The organism is Stenotrophomonas sp. NPDC077659 (genome assembly GCF_050268705.1).
GTDB lineage: Bacteria > Pseudomonadota > Gammaproteobacteria > Xanthomonadales > Xanthomonadaceae > Stenotrophomonas.
In genome coordinates, this window is the sequence record NZ_JBNNHG010000039.1 from 17,097 (window position 1) to 30,108 (window position 13,012).

At 67.0% G+C, this 13,012-nt stretch carries 11 protein-coding genes; 3 read left to right on the forward strand and 8 right to left on the reverse strand.

Annotated elements, in window-relative coordinates; genetic code table 11:
• The first annotated feature begins 199 nt into the window (after nt 1-199).
• Entirely contained in the window at nt 200-1,552 is a 1,353-nt protein-coding gene (locus ACQKDV_RS08125) for a sigma-54 interaction domain-containing protein (RefSeq protein WP_427783250.1), read from the forward strand.
• Nucleotides 1,553-1,886: 334 nt separating this feature from the next.
• Here ACQKDV_RS08125 and ACQKDV_RS08130 read toward each other — a convergent pair whose 3' ends face one another.
• The 8 genes from ACQKDV_RS08130 to ACQKDV_RS08165 all read right to left on the reverse strand — a co-directional run bounded on the left by ACQKDV_RS08130 (nt 1,887) and on the right by ACQKDV_RS08165 (nt 10,418).
• Nucleotides 1,887-3,140 (reverse strand): ISL3 family transposase, encoded by a 1,254-nt coding sequence (locus ACQKDV_RS08130; protein ID WP_427783251.1) that lies wholly within the window; start codon nt 3,138-3,140, stop codon nt 1,887-1,889.
• Nucleotides 3,141-3,317: 177 nt separating this feature from the next.
• A complete protein-coding gene (locus ACQKDV_RS08135) occupies nt 3,318-4,613 on the reverse strand; it encodes a transporter (protein ID WP_427783252.1) in 1,296 nt (431 codons plus the stop codon).
• A gap of 45 nt (nt 4,614-4,658) precedes the next feature.
• Nucleotides 4,659-5,408 carry a hypothetical protein gene (locus ACQKDV_RS08140; RefSeq protein ID WP_427783253.1) on the reverse strand — a complete coding sequence of 250 codons (750 nt, stop codon included), beginning with the start codon at nt 5,406-5,408 and terminating at the stop codon, nt 4,659-4,661.
• 13 nt (nt 5,409-5,421) lie between these two features.
• The gene (locus ACQKDV_RS08145; protein WP_427783254.1) at nt 5,422-6,126 is read right to left on the reverse strand and encodes a C39 family peptidase; all 705 of its coding nucleotides are present in this window, start codon (nt 6,124-6,126) and stop codon (nt 5,422-5,424) included.
• Nucleotides 6,127-6,266: 140 nt separating this feature from the next.
• On the reverse strand, nt 6,267-7,649 hold the full coding sequence (locus tag ACQKDV_RS08150; RefSeq protein WP_427783255.1) for an adhesin: 1,383 nt from the start codon (nt 7,647-7,649) through the stop codon (nt 6,267-6,269).
• Nucleotides 7,650-7,692: 43 nt separating this feature from the next.
• Nucleotides 7,693-8,283 carry a hypothetical protein gene (locus tag ACQKDV_RS08155; RefSeq protein WP_427783261.1) on the reverse strand — a complete coding sequence of 197 codons (591 nt, stop codon included), beginning with the start codon at nt 8,281-8,283 and terminating at the stop codon, nt 7,693-7,695.
• Nucleotides 8,284-8,312: 29 nt separating this feature from the next.
• Nucleotides 8,313-8,852, reverse strand: a complete 540-nt coding sequence (locus ACQKDV_RS08160; protein ID WP_427783256.1) for a hypothetical protein — start codon at nt 8,850-8,852, stop codon at nt 8,313-8,315.
• Between the two features lie 231 nt (nt 8,853-9,083).
• Complete coding sequence (locus ACQKDV_RS08165) at nt 9,084-10,418, reverse strand: dicarboxylate/amino acid:cation symporter (protein WP_427783257.1); 1,335 nt, start codon at nt 10,416-10,418, stop codon at nt 9,084-9,086.
• A 153-nt stretch (nt 10,419-10,571) separates the two neighbouring features.
• On the opposite strand from ACQKDV_RS08165, the gene ACQKDV_RS08170 reads away from it, so the two are divergent.
• Nucleotides 10,572-12,278, forward strand: a complete 1,707-nt coding sequence (locus tag ACQKDV_RS08170; protein WP_427783258.1) for an alkaline phosphatase — start codon at nt 10,572-10,574, stop codon at nt 12,276-12,278.
• Nucleotides 12,275-12,811, forward strand: coding sequence for a WG repeat-containing protein (locus ACQKDV_RS08175; protein ID WP_427783259.1), 537 nt, complete (start codon nt 12,275-12,277; stop codon nt 12,809-12,811). The genes ACQKDV_RS08170 and ACQKDV_RS08175 overlap by 4 nt, the downstream gene beginning before the upstream one ends.
• Nucleotides 12,812-13,012: the final 201 nt, after the last annotated feature.

Below are 13,012 nucleotides of genomic sequence, written 5' to 3' on the forward strand. Positions count from 1 at the left end.
CAGCGGCTTTTTTGTTGCCTGCGCGCCCGCTTCGGCGACGGTGGCCGCTGGTCGGCACTGATTGCGTTGGTCCTTGATGTCACGGTGTGAAAGCTGCTGTGACCGGCCGCCGGATGCGGCCAGGGCATCCCGGCGTGGGGCGGCACGCGGCGATGACCCGTCTGACACCGCCCGCGTTGCCCGGTTGCTGGGGGAAGGCATGGCGGCAAGCCTGCAGGTTCCATCACGCTGTGTGATCTGGTTCGGCCAGCCGCTCATGGGCGAGCGCGACGCGCTGGCGGCCGCCGGTTGGCAGCTGCGTTGTATCAGCCCCTCGCCCGCGATGGCCATTGGCCTGCGCGGCCGCGACCATCTGGTGGCCGTGCTGGACCTGCGCCATCTCGACGCGGACGCGCTGCAGCCCATGCTGCCCTGGGTCGAGCAGCACCAGCACCTGCCCTGGCTGGCCGTGTTGCCAGCCGGCCTGGATGCAGCGCCGCCCAGCTGGGCGCCGCTGCTGGGCGCCTGCCAGGATCAGTTCGCCCTGCCACGCGAACTGCCGGATCTGGTGACCGCGATGCAGCGCCACTGCGGCGAGGATGCGCCGCCGTTGGCCCCTGTCCGGGAGGGCAGTGGCCTGCCGGCGCTGATCGGCGACAGCCCTGCACTGCTGGCCATGCGGGCGGCGCTGCACAAGTTCGCGCCGGTCGAGCTGCCGGTGCTGGTCACGGGTGAAACCGGCACCGGCAAGGAACTGGCCGCGCAGGCCCTGCACGCTTTGTCCGGTCGTGCCGGCCGGCCGTTCATGGCGGTCAACTGCGGGGCCATTCCGGCCAGCCTGGTGCAATCGGAACTGTTCGGCCATGAGCGCGGCGCGTTCACTGGCGCGGCGCAGCGCCGGGTCGGCCTGTTCGAGGCGGCCGACGGTGGCACGGTGTTCCTGGACGAAGTGGGGGACCTGCCGGCCGACGCGCAGACCAGCCTGCTGCGCGTGCTGCAGGAAGGCACGCTGGAGCGCGTCGGCAGCAACCAGCCGCTGCGGGTGGACGTACGTGTACTGGCGGCCACCCACGTCGACCTGGAGCAGGCCGTGGCCGAGGGAAAATTCCGCCGCGACCTGTATTACCGCCTCAATGTGCTGCGGCTGCCGATGCCTGCGCTACGCGACCGGGGCAGCGACGTGCTGCTGCTGGCCGAGCACTTCCTGCGCAGCTTCCGCAACCGCCATCCAGGCCGCGCCCGTGGCTTCGCGCCGGGTGCACGCCAGGCGATGCGCAATTTTGAATGGCCAGGCAATGTGCGCGAGCTGTTGAACCGCGTACAGCGCGCGGCGATCGTCAGCGAAAACGAACTGATCGCCGCCAGCGACCTGGATCTGGCTGACGCCGAAGCCCTCTCGCCGCGCGCGGTGCTGCAGGACGCGCGCGGCCAGGTCGAGCGCGATCTGCTGCTGCGGACACTGAAGATGCATGGCTACAACGTGTCGGCGTGCGCGCGCTACATGCAGGTGTCGCGGGTGACGGTGTACCGGCTGTGCCGGAAGCACCACCTGCAGCTGCCACCGGAGCGGTAGTGCCGGGCGCTGCCCGGCAGCTGGTTTCCGCGACCGCGGAGGGGTGTCACTTTCTTTGCTCGTGCAAAAAAAGTAACCAAAGAAACACGCCGCCGTCCGCGAGCCGCCGCGCTACGCGCGCCGGTGCCCTGCGCTCCTCGGAGAACCAGGGGACGGCGCGGAACTCGCTGCGCTCAGACACCCGCGCCTCTTCGCCCCTGGTTCCCCTGCGGTGCTCGGCTCGCTACAAGGCGGACCCAAGTCAACATCAACATCAACAGCTGGGAAACGGCTGCCGGGCAGCGCCCGGCACTACCATGCGTGAGCGCCGCTGTGAAAAAAGGGTCTTCGCGGATCAGTGTGGGTGCAATCGAGCGTTTTCAGGTAGTGGTGGCAGGAAGCTGGCGATGATCTTGAGCCTGAGGTAGTCCTCGTCGCGGTAGCCATAGGCGCTGCGCTGGATGACCCGGATCTTGTTGTTGAGCCCTTCCACCAGGCCCAGACTGACCTTGTTGTCCGGATGGCAATACGCGGCAATGCCATCCCAGTGCCGTTCGATCATCCTCGCGAACTTCTGGTACGGCGCCAGCCGTTGCCAGCGCAGGCTTTGCTTCCAGCGTCCGAAGAACGCCCGGGCACCGCGCTCGCTGCGGTAGCTCCACAGCTGGCCAAAGGATTCCTTCAGCAGGTAAGCCGTGTTCAGGCGCTTGTTGGCCGCCAGCAGCTTGCCCAGCGCCTTGCGACCGTCCAGGCTCAGGTGCTCGCGCCTGGAAAGCAGCGTGTAGCGCTGGCCCTTGATGTAGCTGCGGTCCTTGCCCTGCAGGCGTTTGTACTCGTCCCGGCGCACGTGGTCGAGTGCGTCGGACAGGTGGCCGATGATGTGGAATTTGTCGAACACGATCCCGGCATTGGGCGCGTTCTTGCGCACCGATGTGCGGAATGGCCGCCACATGTCCATCACCGCCAGTTCGATGCCGGCCGCCTTTTTCGGCCCCAACTCAGTGAAAAACAGGTCGATGTCCGCCTCGGTGCGGCCACTGCCGCCGAACCAGATCGGCCGCCCCCGCTCCAGGTCGCTGACCACTACCCTGTAGTCATGCCCCTTGTGGATGGCGATCTCGTCGATGCCGATCGCCCGCGGCGCGGGCGTCCCGGCCCGACGCACCTGCTCAGCCATGTACAACTTGGACAGGTCCTTGACCGTGCTGTCGTGCAGCCGCTCCAGCTCTGCTACGGCCTTGTTGGTCATGTTCCGGCACAGGTTGCCCACATGCAGAGCGAAGCGCTCGGTGTAGCGCGGGTTCTTCGCCAGCCAGTCCAGCCGCTCTACATGCACGCCGCCGCACCCCGGGCACAGGACCCGCCAGCGCTCGAACTCCACATACAGCCGCCAGCCGGCCATCCGCAGGTCGCGGGCACGGCAGCTCCGCTTGTCGTAACGGCTGCGACAACGATGCCCGCAGTTGGAGCACTCGGCCGTTTTTTTCGGCGCCGCAGGGTCAAGACCCGGGCCTTGGGGTCGCCGAACACGCCCTTGAGCGTGGCCGCCGCCACGAAGCCGGGGAAGGAGAACAGCTCGGTTAGACGACGCCCTGTCTTCATGCACCACACCGTGTCAGGAAGTCAGAACAGGATGCACTGCGTCGCCGAGCTCCGCAAAGGGCTTGCCATCAAGGCCTGGAGGCGGTTCAAGCCTCCAAAAGGGCCCACACGAATCCGCGATGAGCCTGAAAAAAAGAGCGCCGGGCGAGGCCCGGCGTTGCCGATGCAGGATCACCGCAATCAGCTACAGCATGTACGGCACCTTGAACGACAGTGTGAAGTCCGGCGCGTCCGGGGTCAGCCCGATGCCCAGCAGGGTCACCATCGTCGCGTGCTGGTTCAGCGCATACGTCACGCCCAGGTTCAGCGAAGCTGCGTTGGCATCACTGCCGATCACTTTCACCCATTGCCCGCCCTGGAAGCGCGTCGACGCGCGTGCGCTGATCTTGTCGCTGAAGGAAATGCTCAGGCTGGTGCGCTCGTTGAAGGCAAAGGCCACGCCGGCACCGAAGTACACCGAGCCGCCCAGTTTCACGTCACCGGGGTTGACGGTGTCCGGATTGCTGTCGATATCGTCGAATCCGCGCGGGAAGGAATGGATGTAGCCCGCATTGGCGAACAGGATCGCCGGATCGGCGGTCTTCACCATCGACACGCCCAGGTTGGCCTGCCATACACCATTGCCGGTCGGCTGTTCGCGCGGCACCGCGAAGCGGATGTAGTCATCGTCATCGCGCTCGATCACCTTCCAGTCCAGGCCATAGGGCGCGCGGCCGGTCGGTGCGGTGACGCCGCCGGTCAGCACCGTTTCCGGGCGCCAGCCACGCTCGCCGAACAGGCGGTAGTTGGCGCTCAGGCCGACATCGCCAAGACCGTTGCCATTGGTCTCTTCCTGCGCGATGGCCGCGGCCGCGCCACCGGCGCCGCCCTTCTGGTACACGGTGCGCCGTGCCAGGTAGGGCACATCCATGTTCAACGTCAGGTTCGGGCTGACGCCCCAGCGCGCGGCCAGGTTGTAGGTCAGCGAATCGGACTCGACGTTCTCGATGGCGATGTTGCCCAGGAAGATCGCATCCAGCGCCAGGAAGCCATTGAGGGTGAGCTGCTTGCGGTCATAGCGGGCGTAGGTGAGGCTGTTTTCCAGGGTGAACCTGCGCGAGAACAGCGCCGCCTGCTGCTGTTTCACGTCATCCACGCTGCGTCGCGCCTCCTGCTTGGCCTGCTGTGCCTCGGCCGCCGTGCTGGCGTAGCCCTCGGTGCTGGGCGGCGCTGCGGCTGCGGCCGCCGGGGCGAGGGGTGCAGCCGGGGTCGTGGCGCCGCCGGCACGTCCGCTCAGGCGGGCCTGCATGGCCTGCACCTGCATGTCCAGCTCGCGCAGGCGGCGCACTTCCTGTGCGTAGTTGGCCTTGAGCTGTTCCAGCTGGGTGATCAGTGCCTGTACGTCGGCGCCGTCACTGGCCTGCGCTGCCGATTGCTGGGCGAAGGCATTGACCGCAAGCGCCGCCAGCGCCAGCGGGGTAAGCCGCAAATAGGTGTGCATGTCGTTGGCCTGCGTTGTACGTCCATCCCCCTCGACCGGGCCGTGTTACTGGCCCGGGCCCATGCCGCGGTTCAGCGCCATCGCCTGGGCCACGTTCTGGCTCAAGGGCTGGTTGCCGGCCACGGTGTTGCGTACCAGCTCCAGCTGCAGCCGGTTGCTGGCCGTCTGGCCATCGCCGGACAGAGCGATGCCCTGGCCGACGCTGCCATTACGGATCCACTGCTGGACCAGGCCCTGGCCGTCGATCTGCAGCATCAGGCGTGCCTGGTTGCCATCGAGTACCGCCGTGGCACTGGCCCCGCCCTGCTGCATCTGCGCGATGCGGCTGCCATCGACGGGGGTTGTCGGCACCGCACCGTCACGCACGGTCAGGTGGGTCACGTTGCGTGCGGTGTTGCCATCGCCGGCCACCTGCACCGCCTGCACCAGGCCGGTGGCATTGGCCAGGCCGCTGCTGTCGATGCTGCGTCCGTCCGGGGTCGGCATCGGGGCGTCGGCGTTGGTGACCTGGACGTGTGGCTGGAACGTCAGCCGTGGCGTACCACCCTGGCGGAAGTCCATGCCCAGGGTCAGCGCGCCCTGCACGCTGCTGCCATTGGCGCCCTGCCACTGCGAGATCATCGTCACCCCGAACCACGCCACGTTGTTGCCGCCTACCGTGTAGCGGCCGCGCATCAGGTTCAGTTCGGGGTCGGGTATTTCCTTCAGCCCACGCCCCGGTGCGCCGTCAGCCGCCCAGGCGGGCAGCACCGGCAACAGCAGCAGCGTGGCAATCAGAATACGTTGGTACAGCATGATCGAGCCTCCTTCAGAACAGGTCGGCATGGCTGAAGCCGAAATCGACCAGTTCGGCATCGGTGATCGGGCCCTGCCGCGCGTACAACGCACGCGCACTGGGCCGCTCGCTGGGTTGCAGAAGTACCGTGTTGCGATCGAAGTCGCTGCCGATCACGACGAAAACAGCGCGTGACGGCCACGCTTCGTTGAACTCGGCCAGTGACAGGCTGCGGTTGCCCAGGATCGGATCGGCCACTTCAACGATGCCGCCGCGGACCTGTTTGAGCACCACGAAATGGCGGAACCCGCGCACATCCATCAGCACCAGGCCAGGCACGCGCAGCGTGCGCAGCCGATTCTCATCGATACGGTAGCCACGCCCACGCATGCCGAGCGATTCGACATAGCGCTTGATGTCCAGCAACGAGAAGCCGCGTTCCTTCACCATCTGCGGATCGGACACGCCCATCATGCCTTCGATCACCGTCGATTCATTGGTGTCCAGGTGGTAGGCGTAACGCAGGATGGTGGCCAATGCGGCCGCGCCACAGCTGTAATCGGTGTGCTGCCGCACCAGGTTGCGGTAGCGCCGCTCCTGCATGCTTTCCACCTTCTGCTGCATCAGCGCGCCATTGGGCAATATTCCGGTGAACGCAACATCGCCTGCCCACGCATGGGCGCTGCCCAGCAACAGCAGGCACGACAGCAGGCCGATCCAGCGGCGGTGTGCAGCCATGATGCCCTCCAGCGGAAGGAAGGAGCCCCTGCCCCAAGGGGGAGGAGGAGCAGGGGCTCCCGGGGGAACCCGGCCATTGGCGGATGGCCGGGCTTGTTGCACTCAACGCAGCTTCGCTGCGAAAGCGGTCACGCAGGGAGTTACTCGCCGCCGCCGGTTCCGCCACCGCCACCGGTGCTCGGCTGTGCCACGGCCAGGGCCAGGCTGTTGGCCTGCAGGTTGCCGGTGCCGGAGGCCACGTTCACACCGATGTTGCCCGAGGCGCCGGAGAACGCACTGCCCGACAGCGCCGAGGTGTTGGTCGCATCCACGTTCACCCAGCGGGTGGTGGTGACCGTGCCACTCAGGCTGGCGTACAGGTCGGCCACGCCCAGTTCGACGAACTGGCTGGTGCCGCTTTCGCGCGTGTCGAAGCCCAGGCCGCCGACGCCCTGCCGGTACGGGTTGGGGGTCGCGTTCTGGATATCGCTGTCCAGATCGATGTGGCCGGTGGCATTGCCACCCGGGTGCGGCAGGTCGCCACTCCAGGTATCCAGATAGTAGTTGGCCATCTGGTAGGCATTGCCGCGGCCACTGTAGGTGCCGGCGCCATAGGCCAGGGTCAGGCCGCCGATGTCGCCGCTCATGCCGACCTGCACCGTATCGGTGTAGGACTGCACGAAGCCGGCATTGCTCACGGCGTTGCCGCTGGAGATCTGGTTGGAACTGATGCTGGACTGGGCCACCGCGCTGGTCGCCACCGACGCAGCGAGCGCATTCTTCTGCTCGTTGTTGTTGCCCGAGGCGATGTTCACGCCGATGTTGCCCGACGCACCCCCGAAGGCATTGCCCCCCAGGCTGGCGGCGTTGGTGACGCCGGAGTTCATGGTGGTATTGCCCATGCCGGCCTGGTTGACGAACACCTCGGCGTCGGCCATGCCGAAGCTGAAGGAGGCATCGGCCGCCGACAGCGAAGCCGCGTTGTCCTGCGCGTTGTTGTCACCGGCCACGACGTTGAAGCCGAGGTTGCCCGATGCGCCCGAACCCACGTCATCGGCAATCGAGGCACTGTTGGTGACCAGGCTGTTGGAGCCCAGGTTGTTGCTGACCGACTGGCGGTTGTCGATGACGGCAATGGCGGCCGAATCCAGGTCGATGTTGCCGGTGATGGTCGGATCGCCCGAGAAGTTCACATCACTGCTCAGGCGCAGATCCTTTTCCAGGTTCACGTCGACGCCGTGGTTGTTCTTTTCCTGGCGCTCGTCTGCCTGGATGTTGCTGTTCTTCTGTACCTGCTCGTTCACCGTGCGGTTGCGGCTGACGTTGGAGGAGTCGGTGTTGCTGCGTACCGTGGTGCTGGTACGGGTCCAGTTGCGGACCTCGTTGTCGGTGTGGTTGTGGGTGTCGTTGCGGGTCTCGGTCACGACATGGTTGTGGTTGATGTTCGCGCTGGCGTTCTGGTTGTCCCAGCCGTTGGCCGCAGCCGCGGTCGAGGCAGAAGCAATTGCCATGGCGAGCAGAGACTGTTTGACGGTCGCTTTCATGGTGCCCTCTCTCATCAGTGATACATCGGGTGGTGGGTGGTACTCACGGGTTGCCCTGGACGACCAGGCCAAGCACGTTGGCCGTGTCATTGCGGGCTCCCGCGATCTGATTGAGTTGCAGGACACCGTCGAAGCCCCGCAGCGCCGTGGCGGAAACGCCGACACTGCGGATACCCGCCGCAACACCGTCACCGGCGTCGCCCTGCCCCCCTGCTGACGCGATGTCCGACGCCGCCAAAGCCGCGTCGTCGGTCTCGCGTATCCCTTGCCGGGCCAGCGTCGCGCTGACGACGTTGAGCGTCGTGTTGGCGATGCCACTGGCCTGGTTGATCGATGCGATGCCACTGGCGCCCTCCAGCGCCTGGCCCTCGATGTGCGCACTGGCCTGCAGTGGCCCGGACAGCACCACCTCGGCGTAGCGCCGCTGGCGTGCGTCGATGGCCACGTTGGCCCGGTCGCCGGTCGCCATGCCCTGCAGATTGGCCTGGAGGTTCAGGTCCCCGGCGGCCTGGTTGACGCTGATGGCACCGCTGGCACCGGCCAGCGCACGGTCGCCGATGCGCGCCACGTCCAGGTAGGACAGCATGCCGCTGTAGTCGTCGGCCCACGCCCATGCGGGTGCACCGGCCAGCATCAGCAGCAATGCGCCGCGCGCTGCACGCTTCACTTGCCACCGCCCTGCGGCGCTGCCGCACCCAGCGGAAACTGGGCCAGCGCACCGCGGACGGTATCGCCGATGCCGCGGGTGGTATTGCCCACTGCACCCAGCGGGCCGCTCATCGCACCGCCCAGGCTGTTGCCGCCGAGCGTGCCGTCGCTGGAACGACCCAGCGTGCCGCCGAGCGCCTGATGGGTTACCCGCTCCACGGTGGTACCGCCGGGTACGGCCACAGGCCCGGACTGGCCCGCGCCGAGCCCGGCATAATCGTCATCGCTCAATTCGTCCATGCCACCAGAGCCGCCAGTGCCCAGAGCGGTGGCGATCTCACGCTGCGGTTTGGGATCGGCGATCAACGCCATTCCGGGCGGCGCCATGCGATAGGCCGGACGTGCGGCCACATCGCGCAGAAGCACGATCTCGCCCGGCTGCGGCTTCACGCCCTGGCGCGCACCCGATGCAGCCGCCGCCAGCGGGCAGGCCAAGGCCAGCAGCAGTGCAAGCTGGCGGACCGGGTAACCGAGGTGGGTGGTGCTGCTGTCCATGCCGCTCTCCCGTTGCGTATGCGCAGGGACAGAGCAGTTTCCGTGCCAACGTCCAGACCGTGGGTGGGCAAGCGCTTCAGCCGGTTGCCGATACGCACGTTGAAAGCACAGTGTTACAGAAGCGTTCGGATATCGTTTGCCTTAACGCGCAGGAAACAACACGGCACAAGGCCCGGCGGGGGCTGTATCAGCGGTGTTACAGGTGCTGATACACCCCGTTGCAGTGCCGCTTCAGCTGCGCGGCGGCGCCGGGTCAGGATCATCCAGGCCGACATTGGTGGACGGGTTGTCGTACACCGCCTGGTCCAGCAGGCCGGTTTCCTTGGCCACGATCACCGGCACCAGCATCTGGCCCGTCACGTTCGTCATCGTGCGCATCATGTCCAGGATCCGATCGATGGCATACAGGTAGCCGATGGTTTCCAGTGGCAGGTTGGCTGCGCTCAGTACCACCGTGGCCATGATCACGGCGGTACCCGGCACGCCAGCCGTTCCGAAGCTGCCCAGCACCGAAGCGATCAGCACTACCACGTACTGCTCCGGGGTCAGCGGCACGCCGCTGTACTGCGCGATGAAAACCGCGCACAGCGCCGGATAGATCGCACCGCAACCGTCCATCTTGATGCTGGCGCCCAGCGGCACCGCGAACGAACCGTAGTCCTTGTTCACGCCCAGGTTGTGGGTGATGGACCGCAGCGCTACCGGCATGGCGGCGAAGCTGGAGGAACTGACGAAGGCCACCTGCATGCCCGGCGCGGCACCGCGGAAGAACTTCAGCGGGTTCAGGCCGTGCGCCAGCAGCAGCGCGCTGTAGACCACCACGATGTGCAGCGCGCAGGCCACGTACAGGGCCAGCACGAAGTGGCCCAGCGGCAGCAGCTTCTCGAAGCCGTAGCTGCCGACCAGGCCGGCGATCAGGCCGAACGTGCCGATCGGGGTGACTTCCAGCACGAAGCGCGTCACCTGGATCATGATGTCGCTCATCTGGCTTACCAGCCTGCGCGCCTCGGTCACCTTCTCGCCGAGCTTGACGATGGCAAAGCCGACCAGGCCGGCGAAGAAGATCACCGGCAGGATCGAACCACGCCCCGCGGCCAGCACGGTCTCGCCCGCGGCATTGACCTTGGTACCGATGCCCGACAGCGCGTAGAACACGTTGGACGGCACCACGTCCAGCAGCACCTGCACCACGCTGGGCACTTCGCGCGGCACATAGTTGCTGGCCATCGACAACTGCAGGCCACCGGCGCCAGGCTGCAGCACGGTGCCTACGCCCAGGCCCACGCATACCGCCAGCGCGGCGGTGATGATGAACCACAGGAAGGTGCGGCCACTGAGTGCGGCAACCGACTTCTGGCCGTGCAGCGAGGAGATGGCATTGATGACCGCGAAGAACACCAGCGGCACCGCGATCATCTTGATGAGGGTGACGTACAGTTCGCCGAGCGGGCCGAACCACGTATCAGCGGCCGGGCCGAGCGCCCAGCCCGCCAGCGCACCGAGCACGAAGCCACCGACCACGCGCTGCCAGAATGGAATCCGCAGCCAGGCAGACACCAGTTTCATAGGCAATCCAGAGGGAAGGAAGGGATGGTTGCACGATAGCGCAAGCCTGCCCTGGGAACGACCGCTCCGCAGGCAAATCAGTGTGTCATCGGCGTGCCTTGCTGGGGCGGGCATAATGAACGTCCCGTTACAGTTTGTGAGATCCCAGCGTCCATGCGTCGTTCCGTCTCCCTGTTGGCCGCCTGCGCCACCACCCTGCTGCTGGGCGCCTGCGCCAGTACCACCCCCGCCTCTGCCCCGGCCGGCCTGGACGTCGCGGTCGATCCGGTGGCCCATCCTGCCGGCGAGACCCCGCAGTGGTGGTACCGCAGCGGCGCCGCCCAGGCGGCCGCCAATGGCGCGATGGCCGGCAAAGCTAAGAACGTCATCCTGTTCCTCGGTGACGGCATGAGCCTGACCACCGTCGCCGCCTCGCGCATCTACGAAGGCCAGCAGAAGGGCGGCTCGGGCGAAGAGAACCTGTTGTCCTGGGAACGCTTCCCGGCCACGGCGTTCAGCAAGACCTACAACACCGACTCGCAGACGCCGGACTCGGCCGGAACAATGACGGCGATCACCACCGGCGTGAAGACCCACATGGGTGCGATCGGTGTCAGTGCCGGCAGCCGCAGCGATTGCGCCGACAGCCTGTCCAAGGGCCTGCTGACCTGGCTGCAGCTGGCCGACAGCGCCGGCCTGGCCACCGGTATCGTGTCCACCGCGCGCCTGACGCACGCCACCCCGGCCGCCACCTACGCGCACTCGCCCGAGCGCAACTGGGAAAACGACACCGACCTGACCGACGCGGCCAAGGCCGCCGGCTGCAAGGACATCGCCCAGCAGCTGCTGTCGACCTCGCGCTACGGCCGTGGCCCGCTGGTCGCCCTGGGTGGCGGCCGCGGTGAATTCACCACCGTGGAAGAGCGCGATCCGGAATACGACGACAAGGTCGGCCAGCGACTGGACGGCCGCAGCCTGGTGCAGGAATGGCAGCAGTCGCATCCGCAGGGTGCCTACGTCTGGAACAGCAAGCAGTTGGCGGCCGCCGCCAATGCGCCGGCCATCCTCGGCCTGTTCGAACCGGACCACATGCGCTACGAGTACGAGCGCCCGCAGGATCCGGGCGGTGAGCCGAGCCTGGCCGAACTGACTGCTGCAGCGATCAAGACTCTGTCGCAGCACCAGGAAGGCTACGTGCTGATGATCGAAGGTGCGCGCATCGACCACGCCAACCACAGTGGCAACGCCTACCGTGCGCTGACCGAGACCGTGGCCCTGTCCGACGCGGTGCGCGTGGCCAGCGAACTGACCTCGGCCGACGACACCCTCATCATCGTCACCGCCGACCACTCGCACACCCTCAACTTCGTCGGCTACCCGGCGCGCGGCAACCCGATCCTGGGCAAGGTGAAGGACAAGGGCGGCGAAGACGGTGCCGGCAAGCTGGACTACGCACTGGACGGCAACGGCCAGCCCTACACCACGCTGAGCTATGCCAACGGCCCCGGCCATACCGGCGCGACCAACCAGCAGCCGGCCGGCCCCAAGCGCTACCCGCACAACCCCAGCAGCTTCGAGCAGGCAAACGGCCGCCCGGACCTGCACAGCGTGGACACCGAGCACCCGGACTACATGCAGGAAGCGCTGGTGCCGATGAAATCCGAATCGCACGGTGGCGAGGACGTAGGCATCTGGGCGCGCGGCCCGGGCAGCAAGGCCATCCGCGGCACGCTGGAACAGAACGCGATCTACCACATGATCGTGCAGGCCACCCCGGCCCTGCGCGAGCGCCTGTGCCAGGCCGGCACCTGCGACGACAAGGGCGTGCCGGTGCAGCTGCCCGCGCCGACCGCCTTCGAGCGCAAGGCCGAGGCGCAGTGACGGGACGACCGGCTGCCACCAGCGGCCGCCACGTGCGGTCGCTGGTGCTGTGCGGCCTGCTGGCCAGCAGTGCGGCGGGGGCGCAGGCGTCGGCGTGCATGCAGCTGACGGAAGAACAGGGTCTGGTGGACCTGCCCGGCTGCGAGGCGGAAGGACACCAGCTGAAGCTCAGCGCCGACGCGCTGAAGGGTCTGGAGTACGACGCGCACGGCCTGGCGGTTGTGCATGCCGATGGGGGCTTCCACTACGTGGACCGCAGCGGCCGCAGCCTGCCGGTGCTGGCCTGGGACAACGGCGCGGACACGCCGCAGGAAGGCCTGCTGCGCGGGCGCGTGGGTGACCGGGTGGGCTACTTCGACCTGCAGTTACGCCAGGTGATTCCGGCGCTGTTCGATTTCGCGTGGCCGTTCGAGGATGGCGTGGCGGAGGTCTGCAACGGGTGCCGGCGCGGCGCGCCGGATGGCGATGGGCATACGCCGATGGAAGGCGGCGAGTGGTTCCGCATCGACCGCACGGGTCGTCGGGTGAAGTAGGTTCTTTTTGCAGGGCTGCGCCCTGCACCTGCTCAACGTCAAAGGCAACAGCGGGCTATCCGCGGGGTGGCGGGGCACTGTGGGTTTGCGGGGACGGCGCAAGTACGTCCATGTAGCCTTGGTCGCGCCATCCATGGCGCTCACACCCCGCAAACCCACAGTGCCCCGCCTTCGACAGGTTCACGCGGCTGTTGGTGGGTG

Coding starts and splice junctions, on each gene's coding strand:
- ACQKDV_RS08160 (WP_427783256.1), bottom strand. CDS start 8,852: ATGGACAGCAGCACCACCCACCTCGGTTACCCGGTCCGCCAGCTTGCA.
- ACQKDV_RS08150 (WP_427783255.1), bottom strand. CDS start 7,649: ATGAAAGCGACCGTCAAACAGTCTCTGCTCGCCATGGCAATTGCTTCT.
- ACQKDV_RS08165 (WP_427783257.1), bottom strand. CDS start 10,418: ATGAAACTGGTGTCTGCCTGGCTGCGGATTCCATTCTGGCAGCGCGTG.
- ACQKDV_RS08155 (WP_427783261.1), bottom strand. CDS start 8,283: ATGCTGGCCGGTGCACCCGCATGGGCGTGGGCCGACGACTACAGCGGC.
- ACQKDV_RS08125 (WP_427783250.1), top strand. CDS start 200: ATGGCGGCAAGCCTGCAGGTTCCATCACGCTGTGTGATCTGGTTCGGC.
- ACQKDV_RS08145 (WP_427783254.1), bottom strand. CDS start 6,126: ATGGCTGCACACCGCCGCTGGATCGGCCTGCTGTCGTGCCTGCTGTTG.
- ACQKDV_RS08170 (WP_427783258.1), top strand. CDS start 10,572: ATGCGTCGTTCCGTCTCCCTGTTGGCCGCCTGCGCCACCACCCTGCTG.
- ACQKDV_RS08135 (WP_427783252.1), bottom strand. CDS start 4,613: ATGCACACCTATTTGCGGCTTACCCCGCTGGCGCTGGCGGCGCTTGCG.
- ACQKDV_RS08140 (WP_427783253.1), bottom strand. CDS start 5,408: ATGCTGTACCAACGTATTCTGATTGCCACGCTGCTGCTGTTGCCGGTG.